The sequence below is a fragment of the Erwinia persicina NBRC 102418 genome, assembly GCF_001571305.1.
Classification (GTDB): Bacteria; Pseudomonadota; Gammaproteobacteria; order Enterobacterales; family Enterobacteriaceae; genus Erwinia; species Erwinia persicina.
This window is the reverse complement of sequence record NZ_BCTN01000017.1, coordinates 65241-86191: the sequence shown is the minus strand read 5'-3', so window position 1 is coordinate 86191 and position 20951 is coordinate 65241. Positions and strand designations below refer to the sequence as shown.

The window sequence follows — 20951 nt, the reverse complement described above, 5'->3', positions numbered from 1 at the left end:
CTGCGGCCTGGCTGCGAGCGGGTCTAAGAAGGTTCTGATGCTCCTGCCTCATGCCTTTACAGCAGTAAACTTTGATCTAAACGAAATATATTTACGCTTTCGTCCATGGCTATTGTTTTCCCCTGGCTATGCTTAAAACGTATCTGCCCCTAAAACATTTTGAGTTTTCGATACGCTATTTCTTGCACGCTGCGGTGGTTTTTTTCCAGTGGAGGGTTTCCTGCCGGTCAGCGTGCGTTGAGCTCAATGAAGAGCAGTGCACTGGCCATGACCCTTCAATGGAGGCCGCCAGTCGCCTGCCACTCATCACGGGAAGAAAGTCATGTCAGAGCTTATGGATCGTCATGCAATTAACGCGTTAGTCTCTGGTCATTTTGCTGACCCCTTTTCACTCCTGGGTATGCATAAGACTGATAAGGGTTTAGAGGTGCGCGCCCTGCTACCTGATGCCAGCGAAGTCTGGGTGATCGAAACCAGCACGGGGAATAAATGTGTGCAGCTGGAGTCCCTGGACGCCAGGGGTTTTTTTCATGGGGTGATCCCAAAACGTAAGAACCCGTTTCGCTATCAACTGGCTGTCACCTGGCACGGCCAGCAAAATCTCATTGATGATGCGTACCGCTTTGGCCCGTTGTTGCCGGAAATGGACAGCTGGCTGCTGGCCGAGGGGACTCATCTGCGCCCCTATGAAACCATGGGCGCCCACGCAGACGTTATTGATGGGGTTATCGGCACGCGCTTTGCCGTCTGGGCGCCAAACGCGCAGCGCGTGTCTGTGGTCGGAGAATTTAACTACTGGGATGGCCGCCGGCATCCCATGCGCCTGCGTCGTGAAATCGGCGTATGGGAGCTGTTTATCCCGGCGGCCCGCCCCGGTCAGCTGTATAAATTCGAAATTATCGATAAAGATGGTCAGCTGAGATTAAAAGCTGACCCTTACGCCTTTGAGGCGCAGATGCGTCCGCAGACGGCGTCAATGATTTGTGGTATCCCGGAAAAGACCACCCTGTCACCGGAGCGCCAGCGTGCCAATGGCTTTGATGCGCCGATCTCCATTTATGAGGTTCACCTGGGATCCTGGCGTCGTCACACGGATAACCACTTCTGGCTGAGTTATAAAGAGCTGGCAGAGCAACTGGTGCCTTACGCCAAAGAGATGGGCTTTACCCATCTGGAGTTGCTGCCGATCAATGAGCACCCCTTTGACGGCAGTTGGGGCTATCAGCCGCTGGGGATGTATGCCCCGACGCGGCGTTTCGGTACCCGCGACGATTTCCGCGCCTTTATCACCGCTGCCCATAATGCCGGGCTTAATGTGCTGCTGGACTGGGTTCCCGGTCATTTCCCTTCTGATGACTTTGGTCTGGCGAAATTTGACGGCACGGAGCTGTACGAACATGGGGATCCGCGCGAGGGCTTCCATCAGGACTGGAACACGCTGATTTATAACTTTGGCCGTCGTGAGGTGAGTAACTATCTCGCTGGCAATGCCCTGTACTGGATTGAGCGTTTTGGCATTGACGGGCTGCGGGTGGATGCGGTTGCCTCGATGATCTACCGTGACTACAGCCGTGCCGAAGGCGAGTGGGTGCCTAACCATTTGGGGGGACGCGAGAATCTGGAGGCGATCTCCTTCCTGCGTTACACCAACCGGACCCTCGGCCATGCCGCACCGGGTTCCATCACCGTGGCCGAAGAGTCGACTGACTTTGATGGCGTATCGCGGCCGCCGGAAATGGGCGGGCTGGGCTTCTGGTTCAAATGGAACCTCGGCTGGATGCATGACACGCTTGATTACATGAAGCTGGATCCGATTCACCGCCGTCATCACCACAATCTGATGACCTTCGGCATGCTTTACAACTACACCGAAAACTTCGTCCTGCCGCTGTCGCACGATGAAGTCGTACACGGAAAACGTTCGATTCTTGACCGGATGCCGGGTGATGCCTGGCAGAAGTTTGCCAACCTGCGCGCTTACTACGGCTGGATGTTTGGATTCCCCGGGAAGAAGCTGTTGTTTATGGGTAATGAGTTTGCCCAGGGCAAAGAGTGGAACCACGATACCAGCCTCGACTGGCATCTGCTGGAAGGGGAAGACAACTGGCACAACGGCGTACAGCGTCTGGTGCGGGATCTGAACCACACTTACCGGGCGCATACGCCGCTCTACCAGCAGGACTTCGATCCGGCAGGATTTGAGTGGCTGGTCGTGGATGATTTCGATAACTCGGTGTTTGTCTTTGTCCGCCGTGACCGCGACGGTAATGAGCTGATTGTCGCCAGTAACTTTACGCCGGTGCCCCGCTATGACTACCGCTTTGGCGTGTCCGGTGCCGGACGCTGGCGCGAAGTGCTGAACACGGATTCAGGTCACTATCACGGCGGCAACAACGGTAACCTCGGCACGGTCAGTACCGACGACTGGAGCAGCCATAACCGTAGCCACTCACTGAGTCTGACGCTGCCCGCTCTGTCTACGTTGTGGCTGGTGCGGGAGGCGGAATGACACCGTTACGGGAGGGGCTTCCAGCACCACGCGGTGCCAGCTATGACGGCAAAGGCGTGAACTTTACGCTGTTCTCCCAGCATGCGGAACGCGTCGAGCTGTGCCTGTTTGATGCCAGCGGTGTGGAAACACGCGTGGATCTTCCCGCACGAAGTGGTGATATCTGGCACGGCTATCTTCCCGCCTGTAAACCCGGGCAGCGGTATGGCTACCGCGTCCACGGCCCGTGGCAGCCCCGGCAGGGCCAGCGTTTTAATCCGGCCAAACTGCTGCTCGACCCCTGCGCACATGACGTGGAGGGCGAAGTGACCGACGACCCGTGCTTCCAGTCTGGCGGGGAGCAGCCCGACGCGACTGACAGTGGGCCACGGGCGCCGAAAGGGGTGGTGCGGGCCGATGATTTTGACTGGGGAGACGATGTTGCCCCCCGCGTGCCCTGGGGCAGCACCGTGATTTATGAGGCCCACGTGCGCGGCCTGACCAAACAGCATCCGGACATTCCGGAAGCCCTGCGTGGTACCTATGCGGCACTCGGGCATCCGGTGATGATCGACTACTTCCAGCGTCTGGGGATCACCAGCCTGGAGTTGCTGCCCGTCGCCTGCTTCGCCAGTGAACCCCGGCTGCTAAGGATGGGCCTGAGTAATTACTGGGGGTATAACCCGCTGGCCTGCTATGCGCTGGAGGGGCGTTATGCGTCCTGTGAGGAGAACCCGCGTCAGGAGTTCCAGCAGGCGGTGAAGGCACTGCATCAGGCGGGGATTGAGGTGATCCTCGATGTGGTGTTTAACCACACGGCCGAACTGGAAGAGGACGGCCCCACGCTGTCCATGCGGGGCATCGACAACCAGAGCTACTACTGGCTGGACGGCCAGGGTGGCTATCAAAACTGGACGGGCTGCGGCAATACGCAAAATCTCAGCCATCCGCAGGTCATGGCGTGGATGCTCGACTGCCTGCGTTACTGGGTCGAGGAGTGCCATGTTGATGGTTTTCGCTTTGACCTGGCCACCGTACTGGGGCGCACGCCGGACTATCAGCAGAACGCGCCGTTGTTTCAGGCCATTGCTGCGGATCCGCTACTGTCTGCCTGCAAGCTGATTGCCGAGCCCTGGGATATCGGCCCCGGCGGCTATCAGGTGGGCAACTTTCCGCCTCCGTTTGCCGAGTGGAATGACCATTTCCGCGATACCGCGCGGCGCTACTGGCTGCACGGTGAGATGACCAACGGTGACTTTGCGCGGCGCTTCGCCGGTTCGAGCGATGTGTTCGACCGCAACGGTCGCCTGCCTTCAGGCAGTATCAATTTAGTGACCGCTCACGACGGTTTCACGCTTCGCGATGTGGTGAGTTTTGAGCGTAAACACAATGAGGCCAACGGCGAAGATAACCGTGATGGCAGCAGCAACAACTTCAGCCATAACCACGGTGTGGAAGGACTAAATGCGCCGCTGCTGGTGGTGGAACACCGCCGCCGCAGCGTTCATGCCCTGCTGACCACACTGCTGTTGTCGCAGGGCACGCCGATGCTGCTGGCCGGGGATGAACACGGTCACAGCCAGCACGGAAATAATAATGCGTACTGCCAGGATAACCCGCTGACATGGTTCGACTGGCAGCAGCACGATCGCGGGCTGTTTGCTTTCACCGCCGCCCTGATCCATCTGCGTCGCCGTATTCCGGCGCTGCAGAGCGATCGCTGGTGGCAGGAGGGGGATGGCAATGTTGAGTGGCTGAACGACCAGGGACAGCCGCTGACGACTGCGCAGTGGGAACAGGGGGCACATCGGTTACAGGTCAGGCTTTCACAGCACTGGCTGATAACGATCAACGCCACCGAAGACGTGTATGACCTGGTATTACCTGAAGGGCAATGGCACGCCATACCTCCCTTCGCCGGGGATGATAACCCGATCCTGTCAACTGTCTGGCATGGGGCAGCACACGGAGTGTGTGTGTTCCAGGAACAATCATAATAGGAATCAGACATGGCCAAATTAGATAAGAACGATCCTGTAATGCTGGCAAGGCAATTACCGACTCAAACGGTGGCGTTGATCCTCGCGGGTGGCCGCGGTACGCGTCTGAAAGATCTCACCGCCAAGCGCGCCAAACCTGCCGTCCATTTTGGTGGGAAGTTTCGCATTATCGACTTTGCGCTGTCGAACTGTCTGAATTCCGGTATCCGGCGGATTGCGGTCATCACGCAATACCAGTCACATACGCTGGTACAACATATTCAGCGAGGCTGGTCATTCCTCAACGAAGAGATGAACGAATTTGTCGATCTGCTACCCGCCCAGCAGCGCCTCTCCACCGATCACTGGTATCGCGGCACCGCGGATGCCGTTACGCAGAACCTCGATATTATTCGTCGCTATCGCGCGCAGTACATCGTGATCCTGGCCGGTGATCACATCTACAAGATGGACTATTCGCGCATGCTGATTGACCACGTGGAGAATGGCGCACGCTGTACGATTGCCTGCCTGCCTGTGCCGCTGGAGGAAGCCAGCGCCTTCGGCGTGATGAAGGTGGATGAGGACAACAAGGTGGTGGAGTTCCTTGAGAAACCGGAGCAACCGCCCGCGATGCCCGGTGACAGTAGCCGTGCGTTAGCCAGCATGGGTATTTATGTTTTTGATGCCGAATATCTTTTTGGCCTGCTGGAAGAGGATCAGGAACTGCCGCAGTCGAGCCATGACTTTGGCAAAGATCTGTTGCCCAAAATCGTGGCCAGTGGCGAAGCACTGGCCCACTCGTTCAGCCTCTCCTGCGTGCAGCATGATGAGACGGCGGAGCCTTACTGGCGGGATGTCGGGACGCTGGAAGCATACTGGAAAGCCAACCTGGATCTCGCCTCGGTGATGCCGGAACTGGACATGTATGACAGTACCTGGCCAATCCGCACCCATATGGAACCGCTGCCGCCCGCTAAGTTTGTGCAGGATCGCTCGGGTAGCCATGGTATGACAATGAATTCACTGGTGTCAGGGGGCTGCATTATCTCTGGTTCCGTGGTGGTGAACTCGGTGCTGTTCTCCCGGGTTCGAATTAACTCCTTCTGCAATATTGAGTCATCGGTTTTACTGCCAGACGTTGAGGTGGGTCGTTCCTGCCGCCTGAGACGTTGTGTGATAGATCGTGCCTGCGTACTGCCAGAAGGAACGGTAATTGGTGAAAACCCGGATGACGATGCCCGGCGCTTCCACCGATCGGAAGAAGGGATCGTTCTTGTCACAAGGACAATGCTGGCGAAGCTTGGCTGGCGTTAATCAGACGCAATAACACGTCAATATGACTGTACCCGAGCGATGCAGCTAAGACTGATGCAGTTTGAGTTGCTCAGGGTATATGAAAAGGAGCCGATAATGCAGGTGCTACACGTCTGTTCAGAAATTTTCCCGCTGCTAAAAACCGGCGGACTTGCTGATGTTATTGGGGCATTACCGGCGGCGCAAATTGCAGAAGGGACGGATACCCGGGTGTTACTGCCCGGATTCCCGGCGCTGACTAAAGCCATCACTGATATTCAGGTGGTGGCGAAGCTGCAAACCTTTGCTGGCGATGTCGAGTTACATTTTGGTCATTTTGGTGGTGTTGGGATTTATTTGATCGATGCGCCGGGTCTGTACAATCGTCCCGGCAGCCCGTATCACGATGAATCGCAGTATGCTTATCCCGATAACCATATACGATTTGCCCTGCTGGGGTGGGTCGCCTGTGAGCTGGCCTGTGGGCTGGATGACTGGTGGCGACCGGATATTGTTCACGCGCATGACTGGCACGCGGGCCTTGCCTGCGCCTACCTGGCCGCGCGTGGGCGTCCGGCGAAATCGGTGTTTACGGTGCATAACCTGGCCTATCAGGGGCTGTTTGATGCCAGGCATCTGGATTTGCTGCAGATCCCATCGTCATTTTTCAGCATGCACGGTCTGGAATTCTACGGTCAGATTTCATTCCTTAAGGCCGGACTGTTTTATGCCGATCATATCACCGCGGTCAGCCCAACATACGCGCGTGAGATCACCCTGCCGGAGTATGGCTATGGCATGGAGGATCTGCTTAAACAGCGCCAGCTGGAGGGAAGGCTGACCGGGGTTCTCAACGGTGTCGATCCGGCGATCTGGGATCCCGAGCACGATCTGCTGCTGAATGCACGTTACAACCGTGATGTGCTGGATGCCAAGCTGGAGAACAAAAGGCAGTTGCAGATCACCATGGGGCTGAACGTTGACGATAAAGCGCCGGTCTTTGCCGTGGTTAGCCGCTTAACGAAACAGAAGGGGCTGGATCTGGTGCTGGAAGCCCTGCCGGGCTTACTGGAGCAGGGCGGTCAGCTGGTTCTACTGGGGGCAGGGGATGCCGAGCTGCAGCAGGGGTTCCTGGCCGCAGCGGCAGAGTATCCGGGTCAGGTTGGGGTGCAGATTGGCTATCACGAAGCGTTCTCGCACCGCATTATCGGCGGTGCTGATGTGATTATGGTGCCGAGCCGGTTTGAGCCGTGCGGGCTGACGCAGCTCTATGGATTGAAATACGGCACGCTGCCCTTAGTGCGGCGTACGGGAGGACTGGCGGATACGGTAAATGACAGCTCGCTGGAAAACCTGGCCGACGGTATCGCCAGTGGGTTTGCTTTTGAAGACAGCAATGCCTGGTCGTTATTGCGTGCTATACGACGTGCTTTTGTTCTCTGGTCCCGTCCTTCGTTGTGGCGTTATGTTCAGCGTCAGGCAATGGGGATGGATTTTAGCTGGCAGGTGGCTGCAGTGGCCTACCGCGATCTCTATCAACGTTTGTTGTAACCAGAAAATGGGAAATTGATATGAACGCACCGTTCTCCTATGCCTCACCGACGCTCAGTGTCGACGCACTCAAGCACTCGATCGCCTATAAGCTGATGTTCACCATTGGTAAAGACCCGTCAATTGCCAATAAGCATGAATGGCTGAACGCCACCCTGCTGGCCGTTCGTGACCGTATGGTCGAGCGCTGGCTGCGCTCAAACCGCGCGCAGCTTTCACAGGATGTACGTCAGGTCTATTACCTGTCGATGGAGTTTCTGGTGGGCCGCACGCTCTCTAATGCGCTGCTGGCGATGGGGATCTATGACGACGCCCGCTCGGCCCTGGAAGAGATGGGGTTTGATCTCGAAGAGCTGATCGAAGAGGAGAGCGACCCGGGATTAGGGAATGGCGGCCTCGGTCGTCTGGCCGCCTGTTTCCTGGATTCACTCGCCACGCTCGGCCTGCCCGGTCGCGGCTACGGTATCCGCTACGAATACGGGATGTTTAAGCAGAATATCGTTGACGGGCGTCAGGCCGAGTCACCGGACTACTGGCTGGAATACGGTAATCCGTGGGAGTTTCAGCGTTTTAATACCCGTTATAAAGTACGCTTCGGCGGCCGCATCCAGCAGGAGGGCAGCCGCGCCCGCTGGGTAGAAACCGAAGAGGTGCTGGCCACCGCCTATGACCAGATTATTCCCGGCTACGATACGGATGCCACCAACACCCTGAGACTGTGGGGGGCGCAGGCGAGTAATGAGATCAATCTGGGGAAATTTAACCAGGGCGACTATTTTGCCGCGGTCGAAGATAAAAACCACTCTGAAAACGTGTCGCGGGTGCTTTATCCCGATGATTCAACCTACTCCGGGCGGGAGTTACGCCTGCGACAGGAGTATTTCCTTGTGTCGGCGACGGTTCAGGATATTCTCCATCGCCACTGGGCCATGCATCAGACCTTCGATAACCTGGCCGATAAAATTGCGCTGCATCTTAACGATACGCACCCGGTACTGGCGATCCCTGAGCTGATGCGTGTGTTGATCGACGAGAACAAGTTTACCTGGGACGATGCCTTTGAAATTACCTGCCAGGTGTTCTCCTACACTAACCACACGCTGATGCAGGAAGCGCTGGAAACCTGGCCGGTGGACATGATCGGCAAAATTCTGCCGCGACATCTGCAAATCATTTTTGATATCAACGACTACTTCCTGAAAACGATCCAGGAATACTATCCTGATGACTGGGAGCTGCTGTCGCGTATCTCAATTATTGATGAGAACAATGGCCGCCGTATTCGTATGGCCTGGCTGGCGGTGGTGGTCAGTCACAAGGTGAATGGCGTATCAGAGCTTCACTCCAACCTGATGGTGCAGTCGCTGTTTGCTGATTTTGCCAAACTGTTCCCTGGCCGTTTCTGCAATAAAACCAACGGCGTCACGCCACGTCGCTGGCTGGCACTGGCGAATCCGGCGCTGTCCGACGTACTCGATGAAGCGATTGGCCGTAACTGGCGTACCGAACTGAGTCAGCTGGGCGAACTTGAGCAGCATATTGATTACCCGGAGTTTATCAAGCAGGTCAGCAGTGCCAAGCTGGTGAATAAAAAGCGCCTGGCTGCCTGGGTAAGCCAGAAAATGGATATCGTCATCGATCCGCGCGCCATGTTTGACGTGCAGATCAAGCGTATTCATGAATACAAACGTCAGCTCCTGAATGTGCTGCACGTGATCACCCGTTACAACCGTATCAAAGCCGATCCAACCGCCGACTGGGTGCCTCGTGTGAATATTTTCGCCGGGAAAGCCGCGTCAGCCTACTTTATGGCGAAGCATATTATTCATTTGATTAACGATGTGGCGCAGGTGATCAATAACGATCCACAGGTGAAAAATAAGCTGAAAGTGGTGTTTATTCCTAACTACGGTGTCAGCCTGGCGCAGATCATTATCCCGGCGGCAGACCTCTCTGAGCAGATCTCGCTGGCGGGGACGGAAGCTTCTGGCACCAGTAATATGAAGTTCGCTCTGAACGGCGCGCTGACCATTGGTACGCTGGACGGTGCGAACGTGGAGATGCAGGAGCACGTCGGGGAAGAGAATATCTTTATCTTCGGCAACACCACTCCGCAGGTGGAGCAGTTACGCAACAATGGTTATAACGGGCGTGACTTTTATGAAAAAGATGCCGAACTTCACCTGGCCCTGACGCAAATTGCCACCGGTTTATTCAGCCCGCAGGAGCCTGGACGCTACCGCAATATCTTTGATTCCCTGGTCAGTCTGGGCGACCACTATCAACTGCTGGCCGACTACCGTAGCTATGTGGATACGCAAGACAAGGTCGATAAGCTGTATCGTAATCAGGAAGAGTGGACGCGCTGTGCGGTGCACAACATTGCCAATATGGGGTATTTCTCCTCAGATCGTACCATTCAGGAATATGCGGATGAGATCTGGGGAATAAAACCCATCAGGTTGTAACGAAGAAAAGGGTCGACCGCAAAAACAGGTCGACCCTTTCGAAGCATCGCTATCGGGGGCGACCATCTTTGTGGTCGCCCCTTTTTTATGATGCCAGCGACAGTGCTGCTGGTTTTTTACCGTGTTCTGCCAGCCATGCCGTGATGCGGGCCTGCTGTTCATCGTTCAGCCACATCCCTTCTTTCGTCCGGCGCCAGATGGCATCGTCGGTCACGCGTACCCACTCATTCTCAACCAGGTAACGCAGCTCCGCTTCGTAGAAGTGGTGACCAAACAGCTCGCCCAAATCTTCAAGACGGGTGGCGTCTTTCAGCAGCAGTTCCGTATTACTGCCGTAGGTACGCGCATAGTGGCGCGCCATCTCTTCAGTAATGAACGGGAAGCGACGACGGAGTGTGGCAGCATAGTCTTCACGTGTTCCGGCAAAGCTGCCGCCCGGCAGCACGCAGTTTTTCGTCCAGGCCGCGCCGATGTTCGGATAGTACTTGCTCAGTTTCTCCATCGCATGCTCTGCCAGCTTACGATAGGTCGTCAGCTTGCCACCAAAGACCGACAACAGCGGCGTCTGGCCGGCGTCATCGTGCACGTCCAGCGTGTAGTCACGGGTGATGGCCTGTGGAGAATCAGACTCGTCATCGCACAGTGGACGCACGCCGGAGTAAGTCCAGACAATATCGTCACGGGCCAGATCTTTCCTGAAGTGCGCGTTAAACACCTTCAGCAGATAGTCGATTTCGTTATCGTCAATTTTGACATTGTGCGGATCGCCTTTGTACTCAACATCGGTGGTGCCGATAATCGAGAACTCATCCATCCACGGAATCACGAACACAATACGGTTGTCTTCGTTCTGCAGAATATAGGCCTGCTTCTGGGTGTGAACGCGCGGAACCACAATATGGCTGCCTTTGATCAGGCGGATACCGTAAGGCGACTTCAGCTTCAGACTGTCATCAAACAGCTGTTTCACCCATGGGCCGGCGGCATTGACCAGCCCTTTAGCCTGCCACGTAAAGGTTTTTCCGCTGTCGACGTCTTCCGCTTCCACGGTCCACAGCCCGTTTTCACGCCAGGCACGCGTCACTCGCGTGCGGGTACGTACTTCACCACCGCGTTTTTCCACTTCCTGGGCATTCAGTACCACGAGGCGGGCATCATCCACCCAGCAGTCGGAATATTCGAAACCGCGCACAATTTCAGGCTTAAGCACTGAATCTGAGCCAAAACGCAACCCTTTACTGCCCGGCAGACTGGTGCGTTTTCCCAGATGGTCGTACATAAACAGACCGACGCGGATCATCCATGCCGGGCGCAGATGCGGACGGTGTGGCAGGCGGAAACGCATCGGGAACGCAATGTGCGGGGCCATTTTCAGCAGCACTTCGCGCTCGGCCAGCGCTTCACTCACCAGACGGAATTCGTAGTGTTCCAGGTAGCGCAGGCCACCGTGGATTAATTTAGAACTGGCAGAAGAGGTGGCGCAGGCGAGATCTTGCGCCTCCAGCATCAGCACTGACAGGCCGCGCCCGGCAGCGTCTGCCGCGATGCCCGCACCGTTAATACCGCCGCCGATTACGATCAGGTCTTTGGTTTCCACGTCATCTCCTCCGATGTTCGGAATCTTTCAATAATGTTCGTTTTCGAGCATTATACTAATCGTAAACCAACATTGATGCCAGCGTTAACCTAATAAAAACATTTATGCGTGATGCAGGTAACATATTTGCTGCAAGAAAAAACGCATCTCCCTGCAAACTGCCGGGTTATTGTGCGGCGGCTTCAGGCTACAATAGGGGCAATTTGGTCACTATTTAGCTTTTAATGAGAACCCACCATGGAACAATTCGAGTGCATTAACGTCGAACAGGCACAGCAGAAACTCGCCGAAGAGAATGCGTTACTGGTTGATATTCGCGATCCGCAGAGTTTTGCCATGGCCCATGCCAGCGGTGCCTTCCACCTGACCAATGATTCCCTGCCTGCATTTATTGCCCAGGCGGCGCTGACCACCCCGGTACTGGTGATGTGCTATCACGGCAACAGCAGTAAAGGTGCCGCGCAGTATTTGTTGAATCAGGGGTTTACCCAGGCCTATAGCATCGATGGCGGTTTTGACGCCTGGCGTAACGCCTTCCCGCAGCAGATTAACTCACTGTAACGTCTGCCTTGTGTTTAGCTGGCGCTTTCCCCTGCTATTGGTAAGGGGAAGACGCTATACTGCCCGCTTTGTCTGGTTAGATTGAAAGGAAGCCGTTTCAATTATGCGCATCACCCATTTTACCCATCTGCGCCCGGCTCAGGCGTTCGTCGACTACATGGCCACGCGCGGTGTGACACTGCGCATTGAGCACGACAATGGTTATACCCTGTGGCTTGATGATGAAACGCAGCTCACGGTGGTCGAAAACGAACTTAACCAGTTTATCCGCGACCCCAATCACGTTCGCTATCAGGCCGCCAGCTGGCAGTCGGGCAGTACCGACAGTGGCATCCACTATCAGCACACCTCCCTGATGGCAAACGTGCGCGATCGCGCCGGGCCATTAACCCTGCTGGTGATGGCCGCCTGTATTCTGGTATTTATTCTGATGCAGGTCTTTGGGGATCGGGCGGTGATGAGCCTGCTTTCCTGGCCCGATGCTGACCAGCACTTTGAGCTGTGGCGCTGGTTCAGCCACGCACTACTGCATTTTTCATTGCTGCACATTTTGTTCAATCTGATGTGGTTTTGGTTCCTGGGCGGCACGCTGGAAAAGCGGCTCGGCAGCGGTAAGCTGTTCGTCATTATGGTCATTTCCTCGCTGCTGAGCGGCTGGATGCAGGCCAAGTTCAGCGGCGTTCTGTTCGGCGGGCTTTCCGGCGTGGTGTATGCCCTGATGGGGTATTCGTGGTTATGCGGTGAGCGTGCGCCGGAACGCGGCATCTTCCTGCAGCGCGGGCTGATGGTTTTTGCCGTGCTCTGGCTGCTGGTCGGTTATTTCGGCTGGTTCGGCCTGTCGATTGCCAATGCGGCCCATGTCACCGGGCTGCTGGTCGGACTGGTGATGGCCTTTGTCGATACGCGTCAGATAAAACGGTAAGAGGGGAAGATCTTGAAGCAGACACAACGACATGACGCCATCATCGATTTGGTGCGTCGTCAGGGATATGTCAGTACTGAAGAGCTGGTGGAACACTTCGACGTCAGTCCGCAGACCATCCGTCGTGACTTAAACGATCTGGCCGAACAAAACAAAATTCAGCGTCACCACGGCGGCGCGGCGCTGCCTTCCAGTTCAGAAAATACGGCCTGGCAGGATCGTAAAATGATGTGGTCGGCGGAGAAAGCCCGCATCGCGCAGCGTGTTGCCAGTCAGATCCCAGACGGGGCTTCTCTGTTTATTGATATCGGCACCACGCCGGAAGCGGTTGCCCACGCGCTGATGAACCACAGTAATCTGCGCATTGTCACCAATAATTTGAATGTTGCGGTGCTGCTGATGGCGAAGCCGGATTTTCGTCTGATCCTGGCGGGGGGCGAAGTGCGCACCCGTGACGGCGGCATTATGGGCGAAGCCACTCTCGACTATATCTCTCAGTTCCGCCTTGATTACGGCATTCTGGGGATCAGTGGCATCGATATGGACGGCTCTCTGCTGGATTTCGACTACCACGAAGTCCGCACCAAACGGGCGATTATCGAGAACTCCCGCTGCGTGATGCTGGTGGCTGACCATTCAAAGTTCGGCCGTAACGCAATGGTTAACCTCGGCAATATGGGGTTAATCGATTATCTGTTTACCGACGAAGCCCCCCCTCCGAGCGTGATGAAAACCATCGAACAGCACGAAGTCCATCTGGAGCTTTGCTAATCCAGGCAAAGAGCGACCGAAAAAAGAGTCGCTCTCTCTACATATAAAAAGCTAATGAATACAACTTCATTAGCGAATAAATTAACAGCAACTATTCCCTTTGATTATACGGGTTCGACTATCATCACTCCGCTAGTTGACCATTTGCCGATCCCCACGCCATGCAGTTCGGAGGTGATATCAATATTGGATCTGCCGGCCGGTAATTGCATTGGCTTTCCGAGCTGCCCTTGTGAGGTTGAAAAAGTAGAGGTTCCTTTCCCGGCGAACAACAGAGAGTTTATACCTCCAGGGATATACAATCTAAGAGTTGTTCCGGCAGTGCAGTTGATGGCAAGTCTTTTCGTCGCTTTATGCCCCTCGCTCTCCCTTAACGATATAACACCGTGATCGAATACCAATTCGGGCGTTTCTATTTTACACCATTCATCCCCGGAAGGAACGTACATACACGTACCTACAGGGGAGATTGCTTCCATCCATTTATGTGGTGTGCTTATGTTTTCTACTCCGACGTATCCAATACATTCGCCGCCATTCCCCTTGCCGGAATGATAAATTTTAGTGATTCCACTTCCTTGTTGATTGTAGAGATCTCTGGCGGCCTCCCCGATAGAACGCTTTTTGCCTTGCATATAAACTGCTGGTACCACGATGTCTTCCCCTCCAGGGAAACCATCGTGCCGGTGTGCCAGGGCGATATACCAGCCTTCAGGAAGCATGATTTGTTCACTGATTGGACCAATATTCGCAACGCCTTGTTGAAAAAAATAAGTGGCTGTTGTAGCAGATTCTATTCTAGTTTTTATGGAAACGATAACAGGATAAAATTCCCCCCATGCGTGAAAACTAATGAAACCAGTTAGTGATATGGCATAAATCATCAAACGTATGGTGATTCTGTTTGATTTTTCCTTTTTAAATAAGACAAACATTCCGATTTCCTTCAGAAAAGTAGTACAACTATGGCTCCGTAATTATATAACAATGTTTGTGTTTTGATAATTAATTAAAAATTAGAATTTTTATGATAATTGATTCAGAACATCCCGACCACGTGACCCGCGATAGTTATACCCGTAATATCTTGCGACCCCCGGCCAGCAATAAGCTGCGAATGGAGGGTAAGCGTGGTGAGGAGTACGTTAAAATCAAGTGTTAACATTAGATTACAATGAGTAATGGAAGTGGGGTTTTTAAAATGTAATTTATTTTTTTATCGGGTTTTTTCCGCTTGGGGGGATGATTGCAAATATAATAATATCCGCTGATATTATGTGAGTCTGTTCGTGATTCGGTATCGTAGCTTTTTTTCATTTTTCCGTCTTAACTGTAAGGTGCCTGGTCACATTTTCGTCCGCCCATTTTAAGAGGGACTCTATGACGCAACAGAAATTCAACCGGGCACGCTTTGATGCGGCCCTGACACGTCAGTGGCAGCACCTTGGCTATGCCAGTGCCGCAGAGATGACGGCACATCAGTGGTGGCACGCCGTCAGCGGCGCACTGGCTGAGCTGCTGGCCGCGCAGCCGGAGGCAAAGGCAGGGAAAAAACAGCGCCATGTTAACTATATTTCCATGGAGTTTCTCATTGGCCGTCTGACCGGCAATAACCTGCTCAATCTGGGCTGGTATGACGACGTCAAAGCAGTGCTGGCGGAACACCAGTGCGACCTGAGTACGCTGCTGGAAGAAGAAACCGATCCGGCGCTGGGTAACGGCGGGCTGGGACGGCTGGCAGCCTGTTATCTCGATTCCATGGCCACCGTCGGGCAGTCAGCCACCGGCTACGGCCTCAACTATCAGTACGGGCTGTTTCGTCAGTCATTTGACGACGGGCACCAGATTGAAGCCCCGGATGACTGGCAGCGCGATCGTTACCCCTGGTTTCGGCACAATGCGGCGCTGGACGTCAGCGTGGGCATTGGCGGCACCGTCATCAAAAGCGCAGAGGGTCGCCTGTCATGGCGCCCGGCCTTTACCCTGCGCGGCGAAGCCTGGGATCTGCCGGTGACAGGCTATCGCAACGGTGTGGTGCAGCCGCTGCGGCTGTGGCAGGCCAGCCATACCCATCCGTTTGACCTGACCCTGTTTAACGACGGAAAATTCCTTGCGGCCGAACAACAGGGCATTGATGCCGCGAAGCTGACGAAAGTCCTGTATCCCAATGATAACCATCAGGAGGGTAAACGCCTGCGCCTGATGCAGCAGTATTTTCAGTGCGCCTGTTCCGTGGCCGACATTCTGCGCCGTCATCACCGGGCCGGGCGCAGCATCCACACGCTGCCGGACTATGAGGTGATTCAACTCAATGACACCCACCCCACAATTGCTATTCCTGAAATGCTGCGCGTGCTGCTGGATGAGCACCAGCTCAACTGGGAGGAGGCCTGGGCCATCACCAGCCAGACCTTTGCCTATACCAACCATACGTTGATGCCTGAAGCGCTGGAGCGCTGGGACGAGCGCCTGGTTCGCAGCCTGTTGCCGCGCCATTTCATCCTGATTAAAGAGATCAACAGGCGCTTTAAGAAGATCGTAGAGAAGCAGTGGCCAGGTGATGAAAAGATCTGGGCGAAACTGGCGGTAGTGCATGATAAGCAGGTGCGGATGGCGAACCTCTGCGTGGTCAGTGGCTTTGCTGTCAATGGCGTTGCTGCACTGCACTCTGAGCTGGTAGTAAAAGATCTGTTCCCGGAATATCACCAGCTGTGGCCGGAGAAGTTCCATAACGTGACCAATGGCATCACCCCACGCCGCTGGCTGAAGCAGTGTAATCCGGCGCTGGCCGGGCTGATTGATGACAGGCTGAAAGTGGAGTGGGCGAACAACCTGGATGCGCTGAAGGGGCTGGAAACTTTCGCCGGCGATAAGGCTTTCCGCCAACAGTATCGCCAGATTAAGCGCGCCAATAAGCTGCGGCTGGCGGAGTATATTGCACAGCAAACCGGCATTGTGGTTAACCCGGAGGCGCTGTTCGACGTGCAGATTAAGCGCCTGCATGAGTACAAGCGCCAGCATCTGGGTCTGCTGCATATCCTGTCTCTGTACCGGCGGTTGCGTGATAATCCCGCTCTGGACATCGTCCCGCGCGTGTTCCTCTTCGGTGCCAAAGCCGCGCCGGGCTACTACCTGGCAAAAAATATTATTTATGCCATCAATAAAGTGGCGGAGAAAATTAACCATGATCCGCTGATTGGCGACAGGCTGAAGGTGGTGTTCATTCCGGACTACCGGATTACCGCTGCGGAGCTGATGATCCCGGCGGCCGATCTGTCAGAGCAAATTTCCACTGCCGGGTATGAGGCCTCTGGCACCGGGAATATGAAACTGGCGCTGAACGGCGCTCTGACCATCGGTACGCTGGACGGTGCCAATGTGGAGATCGCTGAACAGGTCGGCCCGGAGAACATCTTTATCTTTGGCCATACGACCGATCAGGTTAAGGCACTGAAAGCTGGCGGCTACGATCCGCTTAAGCTACGTAAAAAAGACAAACATCTGGATAGCCTGCTGAAAGAGCTGGAAAAGGGATGCTTTAGCGACGGAGATAAACACGCTTTTGAGCTGATGCTCTACAGCCTGGGCAAAGGAGGGGACCCCTGGCTGGTGCTGGCCGATTTTGCCAGCTACTGCGAAGCACAGCTCAGAGTGGAGGCACTGTACCGTGACCAGGAAGCCTGGACTACCGCAGCGATCCTGAACACCGCCCGTACCGGGATGTTCAGCGCCGATCGCTCCGTCCGGGATTATCAGCAGCGTATCTGGCAGGCAAAACGGCTTGGGGAGGGGTGATGGACGACAAAAAGCGTGAACAGGCCGCTGAAGCCGCCGGTATTGCAGCTCGCTATATTAATGCCCGCGGACAGCCGGAAGAGGTCAGCTCCGGGACGCGTGACAAACTTCTGGCCGCGATGGCACCCCGGCCCCGTGCAGGCAGTGCGCCCCTGCCACCCTGCCAGGTGCTGATAAAAAAACGGGTACAGCGACTGCTGACCGGCGGGAAGGGGGAATACCACTGGCAGTTTGACAGCGAGCAGGGCAAAACCTGGCAGGGCACCGTATCCGCCGGAGAGAGTATTAACCTGCCGGTGAATCTGCCGGAGGGTTACCATCAGCTGCTGCTGACGCAGGGAAAAAAGCAGTGGCCCTGTCGGATTGTTATCGCACCAAAACGCTGCTATGAACCGGCAGCGCTGCAGCGCGGGGAGAGACTGTGGGGGGCCTGCGTTCAGCTTTATACGCTGCGGTCGGCGCATAACTGGGGCATCGGTGACTTTGGTGATCTGAAGCGTATGGTGAGTGATATCGCCACGCGCGGCGGCGCATTTATCGGGCTGAATCCCATTCATGCGCTTTACCCCTCTCAGCCTGAAAATGCCAGCCCGTACAGCCCCTCTTCGCGGCGCTGGCTGAATGTGATGTATATCGATGTGGCTGCCGTCGCGGATTTTCAGCACAGTCCTGCCGCTCAGCGCTGGTGGCAGAAAAAGAGTACGCAGACCGCCATCCAGACTGCACGTGACGCCGGCCGGGTTGACTATGCCCGCGTGGGGGCGCTGAAAATTGAAGGGCTGCGCTTTGCCTGGCAGCACTTTGCCGGACGTGACGCGCAGGATGCCAGCGTGGTGGACTTTGCGGGCTTTATTGAACAGGGAGGCGAGAGCCTGTTAAACCAGGCCGCCTATGATGCACTGCACTGCGCCCTGCTGAAGGAGGATCCCGCGCGCTGGGGCTGGCCGGCATGGCCGGAACACTTTCAGCACGGTAACAGTGAGGCGGTACAGCAGTTTTGCCGTGAGCAGCAGGATGAGGTGCGTTTCTGGCAGTGGCTGCAGTGGCTGGCGAACCGTCAGTTTGATGAATGCTGGCAGTGTTGCCAGGCGCATCAGATGGCGGTGGGGCTCTATCGGGATCTGGCCGTAGGCGTGGCCGAAGGGGGAGCAGACACCTGGTGCGATCGTGAGCTTTACCGACTGAACGCTTCGGTGGGCGCGCCGCCGGATATCCTCGGGCCGCAGGGGCAAAACTGGGGCCTGCCGCCGATGGATCCGCACATCATGACGGCACGCGGCTACCAGCCGTTTATCGACCTGCTACGCGCCAATATGGCGAGCTGCGGTGCGCTGCGCATCGACCATGTCATGTCGCTGCTGCGTTTGTGGTGGATCCCCTACGGTGAAACGGCAAACTTTGGTGCGTATGTTCATTATCCGGTGGACAACCTGATGGCGATCCTGGCGCTGGAAAGCCAGCGTCATCAGTGCATGGTGATCGGTGAGGATCTGGGGACGGTGCCGGAGGAGATCGTCGGCAAGCTGCGCGACTGCGGGATCTATTCCTGGAAGGTGCTCTACTTCGAGCAGGAGAGTGAGGATCGTTATCGTGCGCCATCCGCCTGGCCGCGTCAGTCGATGGCCAGCGCAACCACCCACGATCTGCCGACCCTGCGCGGGTTCTGGAGCGCCGGCGATCTCACGCTTGGTGAAACGCTGGGGCTCTATCCGGATAAGGTGATACTTCGCGGGCTGTATGACCAGCGGGTCCGGCAAAAGCAGGCGCTGCTGGATGCCCTACACCGGTACGGATGCGTGCCAAAACGCTGCGGTAAGCAGGCTGATAAGATGGAGATGACGGCGGTGCTTAACCGTGGCTTACAGCGATTTATCGCCGACAGTAACAGTGCGCTGCTGGGGCTGCAGCCGGAGGACTGGCTGGATATGGCCGATCCGGTGAATGTGCCGGGGACCACCGATGAGTATCCTAACTGGCGACGTAAACTGAGCATGACGCTGGAGGCGATGTTTGCTGACAGAGGGGTAAACCTGCTGTTTAACGATTTGAATAAGCGGCGTAAACGCTGACGATAAAGGCAAACCTGCGACAGGCGGGACGACAGGGAAAAAGGTCATCTGCTGCGGGCCGTGCCTCCGGTTTTTCTCCGCGTGTGACGATGGCGTTATCTGTCGGGGCGGACTTTTTTGGTCCGCCCCTGCTGAGGTCACCGGCCGCCATTACGCCGTAAAGGCTTTAAAAATAATCGAGCCGTTCACACCACCAAATCCAAAGCCATTAACCAGCGCATTGCGGATGGTCACCGGTTGCGCGGTGTTTTTCACGATGTTCAGCCCCTCTGCCGCCTCGTCCAGCCGGTCAATATTCAGCGACGGTGGGGCAATCTGCTCACGCATGGCCATCAGTGAGAATATGGCTCCCACGGCACCCGCCGCCCCCAGCAGATGCCCGGTGGCAGATTTGGTTGAAGAGATTGCCGCATGAGCTTTCTCTCCCAGCACCCGCTGCAGCGCATTGATTTCGGCCAGGTCACCGACCGGTGTCGAGGTAGAGTGTGCGTTGATGTAATCGATATCGCACCCTGTCATCCCTGCCTGCTGCAGGGCAATCGTCATGGCGCGGACGGCTCCCTCACCGTCTTCCGGTCCGGCGGTAATGTGATAGGCATCCGAAGTCGTGCCATAACCGACGACTTCCCCGAGGATGGTGGCACCGCGTGCCTGGGCCCGGGTCAGCTCTTCCAGCACCAGCATACCGGCACCTTCTCCCATCACAAATCCCTCCCGGGACTGGTCAAACGGCCGTGAGGCCTGCTCCGGATGGTCGTTAAATGCCGTTGAAAGGGCGCGAGCCGCCTGGAATCCACCGAGTGACACCGGATTAATACAGGATTCACAGCCGCCGACCATGGCGATATCGGCCTCGTCAAAACGAATAGCGCGAAAGCCATCCCCGATGCTTTGAATACTGGCCGCGCAGGCAGAAACCGGCGTACCCAGCATCCCTTTAAAGCCATATTTTATCGCCACGTGTGAAGCGGCAAGATTGGCGATAAACGACGGGATGGTGAAGGGCGACAGCTTGCGGCTGCCTTTTTCTGCCACGGTTTTAACCGCATTGCTGATGGCATGAAACCCTCCGATGCCGGTAGCGACGATCGTGGCAGTACGTAGTTTTGCGGCCTCGGTCAGATGATGCAAACCGGCCTGAGTCATGGCCTCTTCCGCGGCAGCCAGCGCCAGATGGATAAAGCGATCGGCTTTTCGCTGCTCTTTCACCGGAATAAGCGCCGCGATGTCAAACCCATGCTGCGGATCCTGCTCGATGGAAGGCACCTGCCCCCCGACACGGATTGCCGTGTCGCCATAGGCCTCCTCTGGAAGGTGACGAATACCGGACTGACCGGCAATCAGCCGCTGCCAGCTGGCTTCAACGCCATTTGCTAATGGACTGACTAAGCCCATACCCGTGATCACGACTCTTCTGCCCGTATTGTTCAACATGATGACCTGTAAGTTGAGAA

13 protein-coding genes are annotated in these 20951 nt (G+C 55.8%); 10 read left to right on the top strand and 3 right to left on the bottom strand.

Going from position 1 to position 20951, the window contains the following annotated elements; translation table 11 throughout:
* The first annotated feature begins 322 nt into the window (after positions 1–322).
* The 5 genes from glgB to glgP all read left to right on the top strand — a co-directional run bounded on the left by glgB (position 323) and on the right by glgP (position 9782).
* Positions 323–2509 (top strand): 1,4-alpha-glucan branching enzyme, encoded by a 2187-nt coding sequence (gene glgB / locus EPE01S_RS17475; protein ID WP_062747669.1) that lies wholly within the window; start codon positions 323–325, stop codon positions 2507–2509.
* Positions 2506–4485 (top strand): glycogen debranching protein GlgX, encoded by a 1980-nt coding sequence (gene glgX / locus EPE01S_RS17470; protein ID WP_062747667.1) that lies wholly within the window; start codon positions 2506–2508, stop codon positions 4483–4485. The genes glgB and glgX overlap by 4 nt, the downstream gene beginning before the upstream one ends.
* A 12-nt stretch (positions 4486–4497) precedes the next feature.
* Positions 4498–5784, top strand: coding sequence for a glucose-1-phosphate adenylyltransferase (gene glgC, locus EPE01S_RS17465; RefSeq protein WP_062747665.1), 1287 nt, complete (start codon positions 4498–4500; stop codon positions 5782–5784).
* A 96-nt stretch (positions 5785–5880) separates the two neighbouring features.
* Entirely contained in the window at positions 5881–7314 is a 1434-nt protein-coding gene (gene glgA / locus EPE01S_RS17460; protein WP_062747663.1) for a glycogen synthase GlgA, read from the top strand.
* A 20-nt stretch (positions 7315–7334) separates the two neighbouring features.
* On the top strand, positions 7335–9782 hold the full coding sequence (glgP, locus tag EPE01S_RS17455; protein ID WP_062747661.1) for a glycogen phosphorylase: 2448 nt from the start codon (positions 7335–7337) through the stop codon (positions 9780–9782).
* Between the two features lie 85 nt (positions 9783–9867).
* Here the strand turns inward: glgP and glpD are convergent, their stop codons facing one another.
* On the bottom strand, positions 9868–11379 hold the full coding sequence (glpD, locus tag EPE01S_RS17450; protein ID WP_062747659.1) for a glycerol-3-phosphate dehydrogenase: 1512 nt from the start codon (positions 11377–11379) through the stop codon (positions 9868–9870).
* Positions 11380–11616: 237 nt separating this feature from the next.
* Between glpD and glpE the strand changes: the two genes are divergently transcribed.
* The 3 genes from glpE to EPE01S_RS17435 all read left to right on the top strand — a co-directional run bounded on the left by glpE (position 11617) and on the right by EPE01S_RS17435 (position 13633).
* Positions 11617–11940 carry a thiosulfate sulfurtransferase GlpE gene (glpE, locus tag EPE01S_RS17445; protein ID WP_062747656.1) on the top strand — a complete coding sequence of 108 codons (324 nt, stop codon included), beginning with the start codon at positions 11617–11619 and terminating at the stop codon, positions 11938–11940.
* 103 nt (positions 11941–12043) lie between these two features.
* The gene (gene glpG / locus EPE01S_RS17440) at positions 12044–12862 is read left to right on the top strand and encodes a rhomboid family intramembrane serine protease GlpG (protein ID WP_062747654.1); all 819 of its coding nucleotides are present in this window, start codon (positions 12044–12046) and stop codon (positions 12860–12862) included.
* Positions 12863–12874: 12 nt separating this feature from the next.
* Positions 12875–13633 (top strand): DeoR/GlpR family transcriptional regulator, encoded by a 759-nt coding sequence (locus EPE01S_RS17435; RefSeq protein WP_062747653.1) that lies wholly within the window; start codon positions 12875–12877, stop codon positions 13631–13633.
* Between the two features lie 104 nt (positions 13634–13737).
* Here the strand turns inward: EPE01S_RS17435 and EPE01S_RS17430 are convergent, their stop codons facing one another.
* Complete coding sequence (locus EPE01S_RS17430) at positions 13738–14568, bottom strand: MrpH family fimbial adhesin (RefSeq protein ID WP_062747652.1); 831 nt, start codon at positions 14566–14568, stop codon at positions 13738–13740.
* 445 nt (positions 14569–15013) lie between these two features.
* Here EPE01S_RS17430 and malP point away from each other — a divergent pair, with 445 nt between their 5' ends.
* Both malP and malQ read left to right on the top strand, forming a co-directional pair.
* Positions 15014–17428: a maltodextrin phosphorylase gene (malP, locus tag EPE01S_RS17425; RefSeq protein ID WP_062747650.1), complete on the top strand. Its 2415-nt coding sequence runs from the start codon at positions 15014–15016 to the stop codon at positions 17426–17428.
* The gene (malQ, locus tag EPE01S_RS17420) at positions 17428–19497 is read left to right on the top strand and encodes a 4-alpha-glucanotransferase (protein WP_062747648.1); all 2070 of its coding nucleotides are present in this window, start codon (positions 17428–17430) and stop codon (positions 19495–19497) included. The genes malP and malQ overlap by 1 nt, the downstream gene beginning before the upstream one ends.
* Before the next feature lie 150 nt (positions 19498–19647).
* Here malQ and fabF read toward each other — a convergent pair whose 3' ends face one another.
* Positions 19648–20931 (bottom strand): beta-ketoacyl-ACP synthase II, encoded by a 1284-nt coding sequence (gene fabF / locus EPE01S_RS17415; protein ID WP_062747744.1) that lies wholly within the window; start codon positions 20929–20931, stop codon positions 19648–19650.
* Positions 20932–20951 lie beyond the last annotated feature (20 nt).

Bases quoted from the DNA above. Each gene is read 5' to 3' on its own strand.
- glgB (WP_062747669.1), top strand. From the start codon at position 323: ATGTCAGAGCTTATGGATCGTCATGCAATTAACGCGTTAGTCTCTGGT.
- glgX (WP_062747667.1), top strand. From the start codon at position 2,506: ATGACACCGTTACGGGAGGGGCTTCCAGCACCACGCGGTGCCAGCTAT.
- glgC (WP_062747665.1), top strand. From the start codon at position 4,498: ATGGCCAAATTAGATAAGAACGATCCTGTAATGCTGGCAAGGCAATTA.
- glgA (WP_062747663.1), top strand. From the start codon at position 5,881: ATGCAGGTGCTACACGTCTGTTCAGAAATTTTCCCGCTGCTAAAAACC.
- glgP (WP_062747661.1), top strand. From the start codon at position 7,335: ATGAACGCACCGTTCTCCTATGCCTCACCGACGCTCAGTGTCGACGCA.
- glpE (WP_062747656.1), top strand. From the start codon at position 11,617: ATGGAACAATTCGAGTGCATTAACGTCGAACAGGCACAGCAGAAACTC.
- glpG (WP_062747654.1), top strand. From the start codon at position 12,044: ATGCGCATCACCCATTTTACCCATCTGCGCCCGGCTCAGGCGTTCGTC.
- EPE01S_RS17430 (WP_062747652.1), bottom strand. From the start codon at position 14,568: ATGTTTGTCTTATTTAAAAAGGAAAAATCAAACAGAATCACCATACGT.
- malP (WP_062747650.1), top strand. From the start codon at position 15,014: ATGACGCAACAGAAATTCAACCGGGCACGCTTTGATGCGGCCCTGACA.
- malQ (WP_062747648.1), top strand. From the start codon at position 17,428: ATGGACGACAAAAAGCGTGAACAGGCCGCTGAAGCCGCCGGTATTGCA.
- fabF (WP_062747744.1), bottom strand. From the start codon at position 20,931: ATGTTGAACAATACGGGCAGAAGAGTCGTGATCACGGGTATGGGCTTA.